This is a genomic window from Methylocystis rosea (genome assembly GCF_003855495.1).
Classification (GTDB): domain Bacteria; phylum Pseudomonadota; class Alphaproteobacteria; order Rhizobiales; family Beijerinckiaceae; genus Methylocystis; species Methylocystis rosea_A.
The window spans coordinates 2,146,075-2,162,795 of record NZ_CP034086.1; the positions used below are offsets into that span (position 1 = coordinate 2,146,075).

The following is a 16,721-nucleotide window of genomic DNA, read 5'->3' on the forward strand; positions in this document are numbered from 1 at the left end:
TCAGACATGGCCGAATCTCCTGCGGCTCCATGCCTGGACCAGATTGATGAGCAGCAGCGCGGCGAAAGAAATCGCCAGCATGATCGTTGCGATTCCGGTCGCGCCCGGGACGTCATATTGTTCAAGCTTCACGACGATGATCAGCGGCGCGATCTCAGAGACGTAAGCGATATTGCCGGCGATGAAGATCACCGAGCCATATTCGCCAATGGATCTGGCGAAGGCGAGCGCGAAGCCGGTGAGCAGCGCCGGCGCCAGCGGCGGCAGCATCACACGGACGACGGTTTGCAGCCTGCCCGCGCCGAGAGTGGCGGAGGCTTCCTCCAGTTCCGCTTCGAGCTCGGAAATAATCGGCTGCACGGTGCGCACGACGAACGGCAAGCCAATGAAGATGAGCGCGACCAGAATGCCCCAGCGGGTGTAAGCGACCTTGATGTCGTAATCGGCGAGCGGCGCGCCAAACCAGCCATTCGGCGAATACAGCGCCGCAAGCGAAATGCCGGCGACCGCCGTCGGCAGCGCGAAGGGCAGATCGACGAACGCGTCGAGCAGTCGACGGCCGGGAAAATCGTATCTTGTGAGCACCCAGGCGACGATGAGGCCAAAGAAAAGATCGACGACCGCGGCCGCGAAGGAGATGAAGAACGTCGTGCGCAGCGACGCGGCGACGCGCGGCTCCGCGGCGATCGCGTAGAGCCCGGAAAATCCCAGTCCCGATGACTGCCAGATGAGCGTGGCGAGCGGAAAGAGGACGATCACGCCAAGATAGATCAGCGTATAGCCGAAGGTCAGGCCGAAGCCTGGAATGACGCTCGGCGCCGCGAAGCGCCGAGCGTTTTTGCCGACAAGGCTCGGGGAGGTCACCTTGTCAGCTCTTGTTTCTGGATGTCGTCGAAAATGCCGCCGTCGGCGAAATGCTTCTTTTGCGCCGCCGCCCAGCCGCCGAAACTTTTATCGACGGTGATGAATTCGATCTTGGCGAATTTCTTTACGTCGTCCTTCGCCGCATATTCGGGATGAACGGGACGATAGAAATTGCGTGCGATGATCGCCTGCGCCGCCGGCGAATACAGAAAGTCGAGATAGGCTTCCGCGAGCTGCCTGTTGCCTTTGGCGTCGGCGTTGGCGTCAACGACGGCGACCGGCGGCTCCGCCAGAATGGACTGCGGCGGCGTCACGATCTCGAACTTGTCAGCGCCGAATTCCTTCAGCGCAAGGAAGGCTTCGTTCTCCCATGCGAGGAGCACGTCGCCGATGCCGCGCTGGGCGAAGGTGATCGTCGAGCCTCGCGCGCCCGTGTCCATCACCGGGGCGTTCTTGTAGATCGCCTTGACAAAATCCTTGGTCTTGGCTTCGTCGCCGCCGAATTTCTTCAGCCCGTAGCCCCAGGCCGCAAGATAATTCCAGCGCGCGCCGCCGGACGTCTTCGGGTTGGGCGTGATCACCGCGACGCCGGGCTTCGCCAGATCGTCCCAATCCTCGACGGCTTTCGGATTGCCCTTGCGGACAAGAAACACGATCGTCGACGTATAGGGCGACGAGTTATTCGGTCGGCGCTTTTGCCAATCGACCGGAATCTTGCCGCTCTTGCTGGCGATCGCGTCAATGTCGGCGGCGAGCGCCAGCGTCACGACATCGGCGTTCAGTCCTTCGATCACCGCGCGCGCCTGCGCGCCTGAGCCGCCATGCGACGCCAGAAGTTCGATCGTCTCGCCCGTCCGGGCTTTCCAGTCCGCCGCGAAAGCGGGGTTGATCGCCTTATAGAGTTCGCGCGTCGGGTCATAGGAGACGTTCAGGAACGTCTGGCCCGCTAGAGAATGCGCGCTTGCCAGCATCGTGAGGGCGACCAATCCCCCTAAAATTCCAAGTCCCAGACTTTTTCGCAATTTCTCACTCATGGTGACGCCTCTCCCATATAGTCTATAAAGTCACTAGCATGAGTAGACTGATTGGGCAAGGAGGAAAAGCGCGGGTCAAGCCTGCGTGACGTCAGCGGAGCTTGGAGTGTGGACGGCCGCGAAAGGTAACGCCTACCAGCGCAGAACTGCGCCGCCCCAGGTCATTCCCGCGCCGATCGCCATCATCGCGATCACGTCGCCCTTTTTCAGCTTTCCGGCGCGATTCGCCTCATCGAGCGTGATCGGCATCGAGGCGCTCGACGTATTGCCGTAGCGGTCAATGTTGATCCAGCATTTCTCGAACGGAACGCCGAGATTCTGCATTGCGGACTCGATAATGCGCTTGTTGGCCTGGTGGGCGATCACGTGATCGACGTCGGCTGCGGTCAGACCGGCGGCTTCGAGCGTTTCGCCGACCACTTCAGGCAACAGGCGCGTCGCCACCTTATAGACCTCGCGCCCGCGCATCTTGATTTTGCCGGCCTTTTCTTCGAGCATTTCAGCAGATGGCGGGCGGCGGCTGCCGCCGCCATAGATGCCGAGAATGCCCGTCATCGAGCCGTCGGTGCGCAGGCTGGCGGCGAGCACGCCCCGCCCTTCTTCTTCGCTGGCGCCCAGCAAAATCGCGCCGGCGGCGTCGCCAAACAGCACGCATGTCTCGCGATTTGTCCAATCGACGAAGCGACTGAGGGTCTCGGCGCCGATCACCAGCGCGCGCTTGACCTTGCCGCTTCTGATAAACTGGTCGGCGATCGACAGCCCGTAAAGCGAACCGGCGCAAGCGGCGCCGACGTCGAAGGCGAAAGCGTTTCTCGCGCCGAGCTGCGCCTGAACAAATGACGCGCAGGACGGCGTCGGCGCATCGCCTGTCACCGTGCACACGACGATCATGTCGACGTCGTCCGGCTTTACGCCAGCGAACTGCAGCGCCTCGCGCCCTGCGGCCGCGGCCAGATCCGATGTCGCCTCATCATCCGCGGCCACTCGGCGCTCTTTGATGCCGGTGCGGCTGACGATCCACTCATTGTTCGTCCTGACGATTTTCTCGAGGTCGGCGTTGGAGATGACGCGCTGGGGCGCATAAGACCCGGTTCCGAGAACAATGGAATTCGTCAAGACGTGGCGCTTCCTTCTGAGACGGCGTGGCTGAAGCTCGTGAGCGTGGCGCTATTCATTAAGAGCGGCTCAGGCCAAGCGCAAATTTTTCTTTTTGAGCTTCGGCAACGGCCCCAATCGTCGCTGACTTATTGGCTTTTTTGCGCCGGCGACGGCAGACTGTCCCAAAACGAGGCCGTCAACGCTTTCTTAAAGCGCGCGCAACTAGACCAATCTGGGCTCGTCGGAGTTGCGTTATGGTCCACGCTATCATCTTTGCCGCCGTCGCGCTCTTCGCTCTCATTGGCGCGCTGACGGCGTAACGCCGAGCCCGCGATTGCAAAGTCCGCCGCCGCATGGCAAGGGGCGCCATGCAGGAACAACAGAGGCCGCTGAGCGCCGCCCCGCGCGTCTCCTTCGTCTCGCTCGGCTGTCCGAAGGCCCTCGTCGATAGCGAACGGATCATCACGCAGCTGCGCGCCGAAGGCTACGAGCTGTCGCGCACCCACGCCGGGGCGGACGTCGTCATCGTCAATACATGCGGCTTCCTTGACAGCGCTAAGGCGGAATCGCTTGAAGCGATCGGCGCCGCGCTGAACGAAAACGGCAAGGTGATCGTCACCGGCTGCATGGGCGCCGAACCTGAAGCGATTACGGCGCGCTTCCCGCAGGTGCTGGCGATCACCGGCCCGCAGCAATATGAGAGCGTCGTCGACGCGGTGCATCGCGCCGCCGCGCCCGCGCATGACCCGTTTGTCGATCTTCTCCCCGAACAAGGCGTGAAGCTCACGCCGCGCCACTACGCCTATCTGAAAATCTCCGAAGGCTGCGACAACAGCTGCTCCTTCTGCATCATCCCGCATCTGCGCGGGCCGCTCGTCTCGCGGCCTGCGGCCGACGTGCTGCGCGAAGCGGAAAAGCTGGCGCGCGCCGGCGTCAAGGAACTGCTTGTCATCTCCCAGGACACGAGCGCCTATGGCCGCGACATTCGCTACGCCGAAAGCATGTTCGGCGACCGCAGCGTGCGCGCGCGCTTTCTCGATCTGGCGCGCGAACTTGGCGATCTCGGCCTTTGGGTCCGCCTGCATTACGTCTATCCCTATCCTCATGTCGACGAGGTGATGCCATTGATGGCGGAAGGGAAAATCCTTCCCTATCTCGACATTCCGTTTCAGCATGCCGCGCCGAACGTGCTGAAGGCCATGAAGCGTCCTGCGAATGAAGAGAAGACGCTCGCGCGCATTCGATCCTGGCGCGAGGCGTGTCCCGACCTCGCGCTGCGATCGACGTTCATCGTCGGCTTCCCCGGCGAGACCGACGCGGATTTCGATTATCTTCTCGATTGGCTGGAGGAGGCCGCGATCGACCGCGCCGGCGCCTTCAAATATGAGCCTGTCGCCGGCGCGCCGGCCGAGGCGCTTGGCCTACCTGCCGTCCCCGACGATGTGAAGGAGACGCGCTGGAAGCGCTTCATGGAGAAGCAGCAGGCAATCAGCGCGCGGCTGATGAAGCGCAAAATCGGCAAGCGCCTTTCAGTCATCATCGACGAGCCGGGCGGCGGACCATCGGGCGCGCTCGCCAAGGGCCGCACTAAGGCCGACGCGCCGCAGATCGACGGCGCAGCCTTTGTCGCATCGCGGCGCCCGCTGCGCGCGGGCGACATCGTCACGGCGAAAATTGAACGCTCGGAGGCCTATGACGTCTATGGCGCAGCGACCTAGAGCAGCCCTATATTGGGGCCAAGGATAGATTTAGGGAGAGAAGCGCCATGACCGAAGAACCGCAAGACAAGGGCACGCCGCCGCTGGAAACGCCGCCGCCTTTGCCCAGAGAGGCGCCGGCGCAGCCGCAGCTGCCGAAGTTCGTCATTCCGCGCAGCCTTTACATCGCGACCGCGCTCATCGTCATCGGCTCATTCGCCATTACGCTCTTCGTGCGCAATCCCTATACGCAGTCCGTGACCGAAGGCGGCGGCTTTTACGAGCACAGCACGGACAATTCGGCGCTGATGTGGGTCGCGATCTTCGTCGGCATTCCTCTGAGCTTCTGGGCCTACAAGCGCTGGATATTGCCGCTCTTCGAGCGCAAATAGGGAAGCATTCTCCGCCGAAGGCGAAGCCGGCGCGTCCGAAATTGCGTCAAATCAAGAAACCGGAGCGCGGTTATGAACGCGCTCCGGCGCGCAACTCGGTCGAAGAGCGCTCGATTCTTGGCCCGTGCAGGTAGACGATCGCCGGCGGCGACGTCACGGCGAGCACACCGGCCGCGCTCTCGGGAATCCTCGCGCTCTCGAAATAGACCGCCGCCTTGGCGTTTACGGATCTGAGCGTCGCGCCCGGCCTGTCGATGACGGCGATCGGCGTCGTCCGCGCAATGTCCTGCCATCGCCGCCAACGATGAAACTGCAAGAGATTATCCGCTCCCATGATCCAAACGAAGCGCACGCCGGGGCAATGGAGGCGCAGATAATCGAGCGTGTCGCAGGTGTAACGCGCGCCGATCTCGGCTTCGAATCCGGTGAAGGCGACTCGCGGATCGCGCAGGATTTTTCTCGCCGCCGCTATTCGCGCTTCGATTGACGGCAGTTCGCGCGCGTCTTTGAGCGGATTGCCGGGCGAGACGATCCACCACAGCCGATCGAGTTTTAGCCGCGTCAGCGCGAGTCGCGAGACGAGCGCATGGCCCTCATGCGGCGGATCGAATGAGCCGCCGAAAAGACCGATGCGCATGCCGGGCGCGTGCGGGGGAAGGCGAACGGGGGCGGAAGTCATACGTCGATATGCGGCGCAAGCTTGGGTTAGATCAAGCTTCTCAGGCGGCGCGCGGCTCGATCGCGCTGAGCTCGGAGCCGATCTGCCGGCGCCGGGCCATAAGGTCATAGTCCGCCTGCAGCCCGAGAAAGAAGCCTTCCGAAATTCCGAAATATCGCGCCAGGCGCAAATCCGTGTCGGCGGTGATCGCGCGCCTGCCGAGAACGATCTCATTGATGCGGCGGGGCGGCACGCGAATGGCGCGCGCGAGCGCATTCTGGCTCAGTTCCATGGGCTTCAAAAATTCCTCGGCAAGAATTTCTCCCGGGGTCGGGTTGGGCAACAAGTCAGTCATGGTAGTCGACGATCGTGACATCGGACGGCCCTCCCTCGCTCCAAATAAAACAGATGCGCCATTGGTCATTGATCCTGATCGAATGCTGGCCGAACCGATCGCTTTTCAGCGCCTCAAGACGATTGCCCGGCGGGACGCGCAAATCGTTCAGTATGCGCGCTTGATTGAGCAGGCGCAGTTTGCGCAGCGCCACGCTCTGAATGTCCGGCGGCAGCCTGCGGCTGCGACGACCCGACCAGATCGATTCAGTCTCGGAGTCAGCGAAACTCCTGATCATGAAAGCTTATAACGCATAACGTTATACGCTTCAATTGCCAGCGCAAGCGAAACAGGCGGAAAGAGCGCTTAGTCGGCCGATCGAACGGTCGGGGAAACCGTCATATGCCGACAGCGGAAAGCGAACCGGCGCTCAAAACGCCTTCAGAAACTGCGCACGCTCGCGGCAGAGTCACTCTTCAGATTTGGCTTCGCCACTCACCCCCGCACCTGGCCGTCGCCATAGACGCGGTATTTGAACGAGGTCAGCTGCTCGACGCCGACGGGTCCGCGCGCATGCATGCGGCCCGTGGCGATGCCGATCTCGGCGCCGAAGCCGAATTCGCCGCCGTCGGCGAATTGCGTCGAGGCGTTGTGCAGCACGATCGCGGAATCAACCTCGTTCATGAAACGCTGCGCCGCAGCGGCGTCACGCGTGATGATGCAATCGGTGTGGTGCGAGCCGTAAGTTTCGATGTGATCGATCGCGCCCTCTAATCCATCGACGACCCGCGCCGCGATGATGGCGTCAAGATATTCGGCGCGCCAGTCGTCTTCGCGCGCCGGCTTGACGCGCGCGTCGGCGGCTTGTGTTGCTGAGTCGCCGCGCACTTCGCAGCCTGAATCGATCAGCATCGCGACGAGCGGCTGAAGGTGGGTCGCGGCGCAGGCCTGGTCGACGAGCAGCGTCTCCGCCGCGCCGCAAATGCCGGTGCGCCGCATCTTGGCGTTCAGCAGCACGCGCCTCGCCATGTCGAGATCGGCGTCCTTATGCACGAAGACATGCACGATGCCTTCAAGATGCGCGAAAACCGGCACGCGCGCCTCATGCTGCACACGGGCGACGAGACTCTTGCCGCCGCGCGGCACGATCACGTCGATATTGCCGTCGAGGCCCGCGAGCATCGCGCCCACGGCGGCGCGGTCCGCCGTCGCGACAAGCGAGATCGCCGCTTCGGGAAGCCCTGCGGCCTTCAGCCCCGCGACGAGGCAGGCGTGAATGGCGGCCGACGAGCGCAGGCTTTCGGAGCCGCCGCGCAGGATCGCGGCGTTGCCGGCCTTGAGACACAGAGCGCCGGCGTCAGCGGTGACATTTGGCCGGCTTTCGTAGATCACGCCGATGACGCCAAGCGGCGTCGAGACGCGCTCGATCTTGAGGCCGTTCGGGCGGTCGAAACTCGCCAGAACGCGGCCGACAGGGTCCGGCAGATCCGCGATCTCCTCCAGTCCACGGGCGATCGCCTCGACGCGGGCGGGATCAAGCGTCAGCCGATCGAGGAAGGACGCCGCAGTTCCGCGCGCCTTGGCGTCGGCGACGTCGAGCGCATTCGCGGCGAGTATGGCGTTGCTCTGGCGGCGAATTTCGCCGGCGGCTGCGCGCAGCGCCTTGTTCTTGGCGTCGGTGGAGGCGAGCGCCACCGCCCGCGCCGCTGCGCGCGCGGCGCGCCCGAGCGCGACAAACGAGTCGCTCAGCGTCGCGTCTGCGCCGCCTGCCGGCGGCTCGCTGCGTAATGCCTGCGTCATAGCTTTCTCACGGGATATGCTGGAGTTTCGCTAACATGGCGGCCCAAGCAAGAAAAGCCGCCCTCAAGAAAGGCCGCCCTTGCGAGGCCTGTCGCGATATGAAAAAAGGCCGCATGTCCGCGCTTCAAGAGAATCCGTTCACTGGGCCCATTGCGGCCGAATATGACGTGCTGCGGCTGATGTGTCCAAACGCCGCCACGCTCGCCAAAAAGATCGGCGACCGAATCGCCGCTTGGCGTTCCGACGCAGGGCCGATCGATGGCTTCGAGATCGGCTGCGGAACGGGGATCAGCACGCTGGCGGCGCTCTCGGCGCGGGGCGACCTCAAGCTCACCGCGATCGACAGCGCCGGCGAAATGCTTGATCAGGCGCGAACCAATCTCGCCGAATACGCCTTGGCGGGCCGCGTCAAATTTGTCGAAGCCGATGCGCTGACGGCGCTCCGCGCGCTGCCCGATGCGCGCATGGATGTCGTCATTTCAAATTACGCGATCCATAACTTCCCTGACGACTACCGTAAGGACGTGGTTTCGCAGATTTTTCGCGTCCTGAAGCCGGGCGGAATTTTCGTCAATGGCGACCGCTACGCGATGGACGACCCAGCGGCGCATCTTGCCGACACGCAAGCCGTGGTGCGGGGTTGGTTCAAGATTTTCACGAAGATGAACCGGCTCGATCTGCTCGAAGACTGGATCGTGCATCTATTGAGCGACGAATCGCCTCTGCACATTATGCCTTTCGAGCCGGCGCTCGAGCAGTTGCGCGCCGCGGGCTACGCGCCGGTCGCGGTTGAATTCCGCGACGGCGTCGACACGCTGGTGACGGCGGTGAAGCCGGGCGCGTGAGGCCGCTTTAGTATACCAGCATGTCATTCCCGGCGAGCCGGAGGCTCGACCGGGAATCCAGGGTGCTGAACTTCTTGCTCTGGATTCCCGATCGCGCGCAAAGCGCGCGTCGGGAATGACACGAGAAACTCGCTCGCAAAGCCAGTTCCCACTCTCGCTGATCATGCGTTATAGCGCGCCATGGACCTCGCGCTTCTCGCTCTCTTCGCCTCGCTCGTCACCGCCATCTGCCAATCCGTCACCGATCTCGGCACCAAGGCCGCGACGCGAACGGCCGACGATCGCGCCATTCTCGCCGCGCAATGGTGCGCGGGCGCGGTCCTCCTGACCGTTGCTTGCGTCGTCTTCTATCCGGGCCTTCTCGGCGCGCCGCGCGAGACGCTCGCATCGCTGACGAGGCCCGAATTCTGGAGTCTCCTCGCGTGGTCGGGCGCGCTCAACGTCGTCGCCTATGTGCTGTACATCCGCGCCTTTCGACTGTCCGACGCGTCGCTGGTCGCGCCGCTCGTGCTGCTCACGCCCGTGCTGATGCTGTTCACCTCGCCGATCATGACGGGCGAGCACGCGCCGCCGATGGGCGTCTTCGGCGTGCTGTTCACCGTGCTCGGCGTCGGCTTGCTCGACGCCGACCGGGCAAACGGACGCCGTTTCAACTTCCATGTCTTCGCGCGCGACAAAGGCGCGCGGATGATGATCGGCACCGCGGTGATCTGGAGCGTCACCGCCAATATCGACAAGCTCGGCGTCAGGGCGTCGACGCCGCTGATCTGGATCGCGGCGGTGACGATCGTCATTTCGCTGTGCGCCCTGCTCTACTGGGTCGCCGGGCGCCGGCCCGCGCCAAGCGCGTTCAATTTGCGTTACGCCATCGGCGCGGGTTCAGCGATGGCCTTCGGCAATACTTTGCAGATGTGGGCGCTCACCGTGCTGTTCACGCCCTATGTCATCGCCATCAAGCGCCTGTCGGCGCTCTTCACGGTTGTCGCGAGCGGACGTGTGCTGAAGGAGGAGTCGAGCGGCCGGTTGCTTGGCGCGGCGGTGATGCTGCTTGGCGCGGTGATGATCGCGCTGGCGCGGGAGTGAGGCGTCAGTAATGATAGCGGCACTGAGCAATCAGCAAGGCGCCGTCTTCGACGCGATAAACGAGGCGATGCTCCCGATCGATGCGGCGTGACCACCAGCCGCGTAAATCGCCACGTAAGGGTTCCGGCTTGCCAAGCCCTTCGAAGGGCGTGCGACTACACTCTTTGATGAGCATGTTAATGCGTTCGAGAGTCTTTTTATCTTGGCCTTGCCAATAGAGATAATCGGCCCAAGCCTGTTCGGCGAAGACGAGCTTCATTCAACGAGCTTGCGCTCTTTTCCACGCCCCGCGTCGAGCTCCTGGATGGCTGCGCGCAAGCGCTCTGCATTGCGCGGACTCTGCAGCAGATAGCTGGTCTCTTCATAGGAGGCGAAGTCTTCGAGCGAGATCAGCACGGCTGCAGGCTTGCCTTTGTCGCGGGTGATGACGACCGGCTCATGGTCTTCCGTGACGCGATCGAGCGTAGCGGCGAGATTCTTGCGGAGATCGCTGTAAGAGGTTGTGCGCATCACTCCAATATGTACGCAATTGCGTACGCTCGCAAGAATGTCGTCATGGCCGGGCTTGTCCCGGCCATCCACGCCGGGACGCTGCGCCCGCTTTGCCAGATTGGCGTAGGCCATCGCGTGGATGCCCGCGACAAGCGCGGGCATGACGGCGGAGACGGCTCGTCACCCTCCCCCGCAAACGGGAGAGGGCACCCTACTCCTCCATCTTCAGCGCGGCGATGAAGGCTTCCTGCGGAATCTCGACGCGGCCGAACTGGCGCATCTTCTTCTTGCCTTCCTTCTGCTTCTCCAGGAGCTTGCGCTTGCGGCTAACGTCTCCGCCGTAACATTTCGCGGTCACGTCTTTGCGGAAGGCGCGCACCGTTTCGCGCGCGATGATCTTGCCGCCGATCGCCGCCTGAATCGGCACCTGGAACATATGCGGCGGGATCAGCTCTTTCAGCTTCTCGCACATGGCGCGGCCGCGCGAGTCAGCGCGGGTGCGATGCACGAGCATCGAAAGTGCGTCGACCGGCTCGGCGTTGACGAGAATGCTGAGCTTCACGAGATCGCCGGCGCGATAGTCGGTGATCTGATAATCGAATGACGCATAGCCCTTCGAGATCGACTTCAGCCGGTCATAGAAATCGAACACCACTTCGTTCAGCGGCAGATCGTAGACCGCCATGGCGCGCTTGCCGACATAGTTGAGATCGACCTGCACGCCGCGCCGGTCCTGACAGAGTTTCAGCACCGAGCCGAGATAGTCGTCGGGCGTCAGGATCGTCGCCCTGATCCAGGGCTCATTGATCTCCTCGATCTTCACGACATCCGGCATGTCGGCGGGGTTGTGCAGCTCAATCTCGTCGCCATTCGTCAGCGTGATCTTGTAGATGACCGACGGCGCCGTCGCGATGAGATCGAGATCGAATTCCCGCTGCAGCCGCTCCTGAATGATTTCGAGATGAAGCAGGCCCAGGAAACCGCAGCGGAATCCGAAGCCGAGCGCGGCGGAGGTCTCCATTTCGTAGGAGAAGCTGGCGTCGTTCAGGCGCAGCTTGCCGATCGCCGCGCGCAAATCCTCGAAGTCGGCGGCGTCCACGGGGAACAGTCCGCAGAACACTACGGGCTGCGCCGGCTTGAAGCCCGGGAGCGCCTCGGCGGTCGGCTTCTTGTCGTCGGTGATCGTGTCGCCGACGCGCGTATCCGCCACCTGCTTGATCTGCGCCGTGATGAAGCCGACTTCGCCGGGACCAAGCGCCGCGACGTCCTGCATTTTGGGACGGAAGACGCCGATCTTGTCCACTTCGTAATGGGCGTCGGCCGCCATCATCTTGATCTTCTGGCCCTTCTTCAGGGTGCCATCAAAAATTCGTACCAGCACGACGACGCCGAGATAAGCGTCATACCAGCTGTCGACGAGCAGCGCCTTCAAAGGCGCCTTCTCGTCGCCATTTGGCGGCGGCAGGCGCGTGACGATCGCCTCGAGCACGTCGGGAATGCCGATGCCGGTCTTGGCCGAAATGAGCACCGCGCCCGAGGCGTCAAGCCCGATGACCTCCTCGATCTGCTCCTTGATGCGGTCGGGCTCGGCCGCCGGCAGATCGATCTTGTTGAGGACGGGAACGATCTCGTGGCCGGCGTCGATCGCCTGATAGACATTGGCGAGCGTCTGCGCTTCGACCCCCTGGGAGGCGTCGACGACAAGCAGCGAGCCTTCGCAGGCCTTCAGCGAGCGGGACACCTCATAGGCGAAGTCGACGTGGCCCGGCGTGTCCATCAGATTGAGGACGTAATCCTTGCCGTCCTTGGCCTTGTAGTTGAGGCGCACCGTCTGCGCCTTGATGGTGATGCCGCGCTCGCGCTCGATGTCCATCGAGTCGAGCACCTGCTCAACCATGTCGCGCGCGGCGACCGTCCCTGTCTCCTGAATGAGCCTGTCGGCCAGGGTCGATTTGCCGTGGTCGATATGCGCGACAATCGAGAAATTGCGGATGTTTTCGATCTTGTGGGCGGTCATGTGCGCGGGGATAGCAGCGCCCGCCAAGGAATGAAAGGGCGCGCCAGCCCGCGCCCGGCGCCATTTCATTCCCAGGCGGGCGTCCTAGGGCGCGCCGGAGCCTTCTGGAAGGCTACTTCTTCTCCATCCGCGCCTCGAGCTCCGCCTTGCCCTTGTTAAAAAGCTCGATAGCTTTGGGCACGGCCCAGCGGATGAAGGCGTCCGTCGCCCGCACGGCCATGCAGCCGATCTGAGTCACGAGCGAGACCGTCTTGTCGAACCAGGGCAAAGCCGGGCTGTCGGCGGGGAATTTGCCCCTTACCCAGGCGACGCCATCCCTGGTCTTTTCCGAGATGAGGCTCCACAGCACGACGGCGGGGTCGGATGAGGGCGCGGTGGCGATCGCGTGGCGCAGCCGCACGACCTCAGCCGCAGCCTCGTCGGCCCGGCGATTGGCGGCTTCGAGCTGCCGAGACATCTCGAGCGCTTTCGTCGACGCCCCGGCGTTCTCCGCGGCGAGGCGGTCGCGCTCGGCGGTCATCGCCGCCAGGCTGTCGCGAACATCGTCGCGCTCCTTGGCGTAGGCGTTCGCCTTCGCGACGATCTCGGACTTCTCGAAAATCTGCCGGTCACGCTCCATGCGCGTCGCTTTGAGCTGCTCCTGCAGATTGGTCAGTTCGGAGCGGGAAACCGTATCTTCGGGTTGCGAGGAAGTTTCTTCGGACATGGCCGCCTCCTTTAGGGACAGGATGGCTCGCGATGTGCGAACGGGTCGCGCGAGCAAAAACGGAATGGCCTCGGTGGCGGTTCGGCCTCAAAATCGCGCGCCAAGCGCAAACATGTTTAGTGTCAAAAAATTGATTCTGCAAAACCGGCGCAGCGGCGCAGCTATTGCACACTACGCCGTCGTGGATTGGCTGTTACTGCGCGCGACCGGCGGCGGACTGCACGCGCTGCGCCGCCGAGAGGCAGTCGCGCGGCGACGCCAGACATTTATCGCGCGCGGCGCCGGCGAGCGCGTCGCCGCCGGCGCGAATCAGCGCGGACGCTTTCTCGATCGCGTCCTGTACGAAGCCAGCCGCGTGCTGCGGCGCAGAAGCGCGGACGGCGGCGCTTTTCGGCGCAACTGGCGCGTGATCAGCGCGCCATTGCAGGGCGACGCAGACGAGGAGAATGCAAATCGCGCATTTGGCGAGAAAAACCAAACTCGTCTCCATCAGCGATAGCGGTTTCTTGTAAGTGATGGCGCGGCGGGGTTGAGCCTTCGTAAACGCGCCTTCAATTCTTTCCCTGAAAGTCACGGCAATAAAGTGCAAACCATGTCAACGCGTCGCCGAGTAGCTGTTGAAGCTTTCGCATCGGCTTAGCGGCTGCTTAAGGACGCCCTGCTATCGCTATTGGCGATAAGGAGCGTACGCCTTGAGTAGCATCGCCGAGGACAGCCGTTACCCGTCTTGCGTGGACGCCGCCTTGCACGAGCGGGTCGCCGGACGACCGGTGGAAGAGGCGCGTCATCGTGCGTTCATCGTCGCTCGGCTCGTCGTCGCCGCCTGCGTCCTGCTCTCGGCCCCGCTGTTTCTGTTCTTGCATGGCGCGCCGACGACAAGCGATTGCGTCCTTTTCCTTCTCGCGCAGATCCCGCTCGCCTCGGTGATCGTGTTGTCGCGCACGGGAGATTTGCGTATCGCGCGGAGCCTCTCGATCGGCGGCTGGCTGACGATGGCGACGGCGATCCACGCGCTAATGCCGGGCTACGACGCGCTTTCAATCGCGCTGCTGCTCGTTGCGCTCGTTGAGGCTGCCCTGACGCCCGACGTCGGCGCGGTGATCGTTATAGAAGTGGTCGCCATCGCCGCCCTCGCGCTGACGGCCGGTCTCAATCTGCGGGCCCCGCGCGAACTGCTGACGGAACATGCAGCGACGACGATCCTTCTCGGAGCGCCGCTGTTTCTCTATATCGCCGCTCTCGTCTTCGGCGCCGTCCGGGTCGAGCAGGCTCGCGCCCACGCCGAAGCGCGCAACGACCGCGACCTCATGCTCCTGACTGGCGCCGTCGGCGACATCCTGCTGCACCTTGATCGCGCCGGCTTCGTCAACGCGGTCCTGGGCGACGGGCGCCACGTCTTTGATCTCAAGCGCGATCTGATCGGCCGTGAATTCTTCACGCGGATTCACGTCGCCGACCGGCCGAGCTTCCTCAAGGCGGTCTCCGACGCCGTCGACGGCATGGCGGTGGCGACCGCAGCCGTTCGCGTTCAGGTTGGCGTTGCGCGCAATGCTTCCAGCGAATTCGTCGCGCCCGTTTTCAACTCTTTCGAGGCGCGCGTGCGCCGTGCTCAATCAAACGACGAGGAATGCGCAGCGGAGGCCGTCGTCTGCGCCCTGCGAGACGTACACGCCACGCTCGAAGCTGATATCGCGCTTGCGGCGGCACACGCGGCAGCCGAGCGCGCTGCAAGCAGCAACGTGCGCCTTCTCGCCAATGTCAGCCATGAGCTGCGCACGCCGCTCAACGCCATCATCGGCTTCTCCCAAATGTTGGCGACCGACGAGATTGCGCCTTCCGAACCCGCCAAACAGCGGGAATATGCGTCGATCATCAGCGACTCCGGCCACCATCTGCTCGAGATCGTCAATTCTATCCTGGACATATCCAAGATCGAATCCGGCGCGATGGAGATCGCCGCTGAGTCCTTCGCCCTGCCGACCCTCGCCGATCAGTGCTGCGACATGATGCAGCTGCAGGCCGATCAGTCGAGCGTGAGGCTCGCGCGCGAATATGCCGAAAGCCTTGGCGAGATCGTCGCCGACAAGCGCGGGTGCAGGCAGATCTTGATCAATCTGCTCTCCAACGCACTGAAATTCACGCCGCGCGGCGGCACGGTCAAGCTGTTGCTTCAGCCTGAAGGAAATCACATCGTCATCACCGTCGCGGATGATGGCGCAGGCATCGCCGCAGACGATCTCGCGCGGCTCGGTGATCCCTTCTTTCAAACGCGCGCGTCGCTCGACAGCGGGCGCGAGGGAACTGGCCTCGGCCTTTCCGTGGTGTGCGGACTCGTTGGGCTGCACGGGGGTTCGATCACCATCGAAAGCGGCCTGCAGGCCGGCACGGCGGTTTCCGTGCGCCTGCCGCTCGACTGCCGTAACCGCTGCGCAACCGGCGGTCCGGCAAGAATCGAAACGATCGCGCGACTTGGCGCGCCGCTCAGCGTGGCCGTGGTCGACGGCGCAGAACCAGCAACGGTGAAGAAAATTGCGTGACGCCTCGCTCTATGCCTCTCGCTTTCAGGCTTCCCCCGCCGATCGCGCCCCGCCGCGCGACACAAGGCGCAATGGTCGTCGCTCAGTCCTTGCGCGCGTGTTCGGCGCCAAGCGAATCGGCGTCATGCTTATCCTCGGCATCGCCGCCGTGGCGGCGATCGGCGTGCCCATGAACGCGCTGTTCCTCCAGGACGGAAGACATCCGGCGCCGCTCTTTTCGGCTCAGACTTCGAACGCGGTCCTGGGCGCGCCAACGCCGCCGGCGCGCCCGCCCGCAGTCGAAGCCCGCACAGAGCGAGACGCGAATGCGCCCGCGCGCGCCACTCCGAAAGACCCCATCGCCAGCAAGATCGAAAGGCTTGACGTCGCCAAAAGCCCCGACTCGGGCAAGAGCGCGCCGGCGAAAGCGGATCCGCCGCGCGCAGCGGAAAAGAAGCGGGACGCGATCGGCCTGCTGATCGTCGGCGATCCGCCGCCGCTTAAGGCAAGCGCCGACAAAGCCGACAAGGCGGACAAAGCGGACAAGGCCGCCAGCGCCGACAAAACTGCTTCTGTCGACAAAAACGTTCTTTACGCGCAGCGCGCGCTCCTGAAGCTCGGCTATGTGGTGCGCTCCGACGGCGTTCTCAGCGGCGCGACGCGCCACGCTTTGGAGAAGTTCGAGGGCGACGCCGGCCTGCCGGTCAAGGGCCGGATCACGCCGAAATTGCTTCAGCAGCTCGCGGCGCGCTCCCGCCTTCCGCTCCCTTGAGGCGCGCGCGTTCGACAATCCCGCCGCTCAAGCGCTAGTTTGCGCGCATGCGACTGAGGTCCGACATATTCGTCTCCGCGCTGATCCGCCGGGCTGAGGTGCAAGGCGCGGTCGCCATGCTGCGCCGGCGCGGCGCCGCCGAGGCCGGCGCGATCTTCGTCAAGCTTGATCGGCTTGATGGGCGCGCCGCCGTCTATGGCCCTGCCCCGCAGACCGAAGAGCCGCCGGAGGGAGTCGATCGGCTGTTCGCGCGCGTCCATGCCGGCGATTGGCTCGATCCGGCGGAGGCCGAGCAGAGGCTCAAGCGCGAGATCATGTTCGACCCGGACCTTTGGATCGTCGAGATCGAGGACCCGGACGGCCGCGTGTTCGTCGACCTCGCCGCTTAGCGCAAGCAGGTTTGTGAAAAAGCC

19 protein-coding genes are annotated in these 16,721 nt (G+C 63.6%); 7 read left to right on the forward strand and 12 right to left on the reverse strand.

The window, feature by feature from the left end; all coding sequences use genetic code 11:
- The 3 genes from cysT to EHO51_RS10405 all read right to left on the reverse strand — a co-directional run bounded on the left by cysT (nucleotide 1) and on the right by EHO51_RS10405 (nucleotide 3,014).
- The gene (cysT, locus tag EHO51_RS10395) at nucleotides 1-864 is read right to left on the reverse strand and encodes a sulfate ABC transporter permease subunit CysT (RefSeq protein ID WP_124738836.1); all 864 of its coding nucleotides are present in this window, start codon (nucleotides 862-864) and stop codon (nucleotides 1-3) included.
- On the reverse strand, nucleotides 861-1,898 hold the full coding sequence (locus tag EHO51_RS10400; protein ID WP_164479381.1) for a sulfate ABC transporter substrate-binding protein: 1,038 nt from the start codon (nucleotides 1,896-1,898) through the stop codon (nucleotides 861-863). The genes cysT and EHO51_RS10400 overlap by 4 nt, the downstream gene beginning before the upstream one ends.
- Nucleotides 1,899-2,030: 132 nt before the next feature.
- Nucleotides 2,031-3,014 (reverse strand): beta-ketoacyl-ACP synthase III, encoded by a 984-nt coding sequence (locus EHO51_RS10405; RefSeq protein ID WP_124738837.1) that lies wholly within the window; start codon nucleotides 3,012-3,014, stop codon nucleotides 2,031-2,033.
- 350 nt (nucleotides 3,015-3,364) lie between these two features.
- Here EHO51_RS10405 and rimO point away from each other — a divergent pair, with 350 nt between their 5' ends.
- Both rimO and EHO51_RS10415 read left to right on the forward strand, forming a co-directional pair.
- Nucleotides 3,365-4,714 carry a 30S ribosomal protein S12 methylthiotransferase RimO gene (gene rimO / locus EHO51_RS10410; protein ID WP_124738838.1) on the forward strand — a complete coding sequence of 450 codons (1,350 nt, stop codon included), beginning with the start codon at nucleotides 3,365-3,367 and terminating at the stop codon, nucleotides 4,712-4,714.
- Nucleotides 4,715-4,761: 47 nt separating this feature from the next.
- Nucleotides 4,762-5,085, forward strand: coding sequence for a hypothetical protein (locus EHO51_RS10415; protein WP_124738839.1), 324 nt, complete (start codon nucleotides 4,762-4,764; stop codon nucleotides 5,083-5,085).
- A 70-nt stretch (nucleotides 5,086-5,155) separates the two neighbouring features.
- Here EHO51_RS10415 and EHO51_RS10420 read toward each other — a convergent pair whose 3' ends face one another.
- From EHO51_RS10420 to EHO51_RS10435, 4 genes are all read right to left on the reverse strand, one after another.
- Nucleotides 5,156-5,722, reverse strand: coding sequence for a nicotinate-nucleotide adenylyltransferase (locus EHO51_RS10420; RefSeq protein WP_245434545.1), 567 nt, complete (start codon nucleotides 5,720-5,722; stop codon nucleotides 5,156-5,158).
- 82 nt (nucleotides 5,723-5,804) lie between these two features.
- Nucleotides 5,805-6,119: a HigA family addiction module antitoxin gene (locus EHO51_RS10425; RefSeq protein WP_124738841.1), complete on the reverse strand. Its 315-nt coding sequence runs from the start codon at nucleotides 6,117-6,119 to the stop codon at nucleotides 5,805-5,807.
- On the reverse strand, nucleotides 6,091-6,375 hold the full coding sequence (locus tag EHO51_RS10430; RefSeq protein WP_124738842.1) for a type II toxin-antitoxin system RelE/ParE family toxin: 285 nt from the start codon (nucleotides 6,373-6,375) through the stop codon (nucleotides 6,091-6,093). The genes EHO51_RS10425 and EHO51_RS10430 overlap by 29 nt, the downstream gene beginning before the upstream one ends.
- A gap of 197 nt (nucleotides 6,376-6,572) precedes the next feature.
- Nucleotides 6,573-7,877 (reverse strand): glutamate-5-semialdehyde dehydrogenase, encoded by a 1,305-nt coding sequence (locus tag EHO51_RS10435; RefSeq protein ID WP_245434546.1) that lies wholly within the window; start codon nucleotides 7,875-7,877, stop codon nucleotides 6,573-6,575.
- A 113-nt stretch (nucleotides 7,878-7,990) separates the two neighbouring features.
- On the opposite strand from EHO51_RS10435, the gene EHO51_RS10440 reads away from it, so the two are divergent.
- Nucleotides 7,991-8,722, forward strand: coding sequence for a class I SAM-dependent methyltransferase (locus tag EHO51_RS10440; protein WP_124738843.1), 732 nt, complete (start codon nucleotides 7,991-7,993; stop codon nucleotides 8,720-8,722).
- Between the two features lie 180 nt (nucleotides 8,723-8,902).
- Nucleotides 8,903-9,805 (forward strand): DMT family transporter, encoded by a 903-nt coding sequence (locus tag EHO51_RS10445; RefSeq protein ID WP_124738844.1) that lies wholly within the window; start codon nucleotides 8,903-8,905, stop codon nucleotides 9,803-9,805.
- Nucleotides 9,806-9,809: 4 nt separating this feature from the next.
- On the opposite strand, the gene EHO51_RS10450 is transcribed toward EHO51_RS10445, so the two are convergent.
- The 5 genes from EHO51_RS10450 to EHO51_RS10475 form a co-directional block, all read right to left on the reverse strand.
- Nucleotides 9,810-10,064, reverse strand: a complete 255-nt coding sequence (locus tag EHO51_RS10450; RefSeq protein ID WP_124738845.1) for a Txe/YoeB family addiction module toxin — start codon at nucleotides 10,062-10,064, stop codon at nucleotides 9,810-9,812.
- Complete coding sequence (locus EHO51_RS21390) at nucleotides 10,061-10,459, reverse strand: type II toxin-antitoxin system Phd/YefM family antitoxin (RefSeq protein WP_245434547.1); 399 nt, start codon at nucleotides 10,457-10,459, stop codon at nucleotides 10,061-10,063. Before EHO51_RS21390 ends, EHO51_RS10450 begins: the two co-directional genes overlap by 4 nt.
- 49 nt (nucleotides 10,460-10,508) lie before the next feature.
- The gene (lepA, locus tag EHO51_RS10465) at nucleotides 10,509-12,314 is read right to left on the reverse strand and encodes a translation elongation factor 4 (RefSeq protein WP_124738848.1); all 1,806 of its coding nucleotides are present in this window, start codon (nucleotides 12,312-12,314) and stop codon (nucleotides 10,509-10,511) included.
- Nucleotides 12,315-12,426: 112 nt separating this feature from the next.
- A complete protein-coding gene (locus tag EHO51_RS10470) occupies nucleotides 12,427-13,020 on the reverse strand; it encodes a hypothetical protein (protein WP_124738849.1) in 594 nt (197 codons plus the stop codon).
- A 193-nt stretch (nucleotides 13,021-13,213) separates the two neighbouring features.
- Entirely contained in the window at nucleotides 13,214-13,498 is a 285-nt protein-coding gene (locus EHO51_RS10475; protein ID WP_245434548.1) for a hypothetical protein, read from the reverse strand.
- 214 nt (nucleotides 13,499-13,712) lie between these two features.
- On the opposite strand from EHO51_RS10475, the gene EHO51_RS10480 reads away from it, so the two are divergent.
- From EHO51_RS10480 to EHO51_RS10490, 3 genes are all read left to right on the forward strand, one after another.
- Complete coding sequence (locus EHO51_RS10480) at nucleotides 13,713-15,557, forward strand: sensor histidine kinase (protein WP_245434549.1); 1,845 nt, start codon at nucleotides 13,713-13,715, stop codon at nucleotides 15,555-15,557.
- Nucleotides 15,558-15,681: 124 nt separating this feature from the next.
- Nucleotides 15,682-16,308: a peptidoglycan-binding domain-containing protein gene (locus tag EHO51_RS10485; RefSeq protein ID WP_245434550.1), complete on the forward strand. Its 627-nt coding sequence runs from the start codon at nucleotides 15,682-15,684 to the stop codon at nucleotides 16,306-16,308.
- Between the two features lie 47 nt (nucleotides 16,309-16,355).
- A complete protein-coding gene (locus EHO51_RS10490) occupies nucleotides 16,356-16,697 on the forward strand; it encodes a DUF1491 family protein (protein ID WP_124738852.1) in 342 nt (113 codons plus the stop codon).
- Nucleotides 16,698-16,721 lie beyond the last annotated feature (24 nt).

Bases quoted from the DNA above. Each gene is read 5' to 3' on its own strand.
- EHO51_RS10430 (WP_124738842.1), bottom strand. From the start codon at position 6,375: ATGATCAGGAGTTTCGCTGACTCCGAGACTGAATCGATCTGGTCGGGT.
- EHO51_RS10425 (WP_124738841.1), bottom strand. From the start codon at position 6,119: ATGTCACGATCGTCGACTACCATGACTGACTTGTTGCCCAACCCGACC.
- EHO51_RS10470 (WP_124738849.1), bottom strand. From the start codon at position 13,020: ATGTCCGAAGAAACTTCCTCGCAACCCGAAGATACGGTTTCCCGCTCC.
- EHO51_RS10440 (WP_124738843.1), top strand. From the start codon at position 7,991: ATGTCCGCGCTTCAAGAGAATCCGTTCACTGGGCCCATTGCGGCCGAA.
- rimO (WP_124738838.1), top strand. From the start codon at position 3,365: ATGCAGGAACAACAGAGGCCGCTGAGCGCCGCCCCGCGCGTCTCCTTC.
- lepA (WP_124738848.1), bottom strand. From the start codon at position 12,314: ATGACCGCCCACAAGATCGAAAACATCCGCAATTTCTCGATTGTCGCG.
- EHO51_RS10490 (WP_124738852.1), top strand. From the start codon at position 16,356: ATGCGACTGAGGTCCGACATATTCGTCTCCGCGCTGATCCGCCGGGCT.
- EHO51_RS10445 (WP_124738844.1), top strand. From the start codon at position 8,903: ATGGACCTCGCGCTTCTCGCTCTCTTCGCCTCGCTCGTCACCGCCATC.
- EHO51_RS10400 (WP_164479381.1), bottom strand. From the start codon at position 1,898: ATGAGTGAGAAATTGCGAAAAAGTCTGGGACTTGGAATTTTAGGGGGA.
- EHO51_RS10485 (WP_245434550.1), top strand. From the start codon at position 15,682: ATGCTTATCCTCGGCATCGCCGCCGTGGCGGCGATCGGCGTGCCCATG.
- EHO51_RS10435 (WP_245434546.1), bottom strand. From the start codon at position 7,877: ATGACGCAGGCATTACGCAGCGAGCCGCCGGCAGGCGGCGCAGACGCG.
- EHO51_RS10420 (WP_245434545.1), bottom strand. From the start codon at position 5,722: ATGCGCATCGGTCTTTTCGGCGGCTCATTCGATCCGCCGCATGAGGGC.
- EHO51_RS21390 (WP_245434547.1), bottom strand. From the start codon at position 10,459: ATGCCCGCGCTTGTCGCGGGCATCCACGCGATGGCCTACGCCAATCTG.
- EHO51_RS10415 (WP_124738839.1), top strand. From the start codon at position 4,762: ATGACCGAAGAACCGCAAGACAAGGGCACGCCGCCGCTGGAAACGCCG.
- EHO51_RS10450 (WP_124738845.1), bottom strand. From the start codon at position 10,064: ATGAAGCTCGTCTTCGCCGAACAGGCTTGGGCCGATTATCTCTATTGG.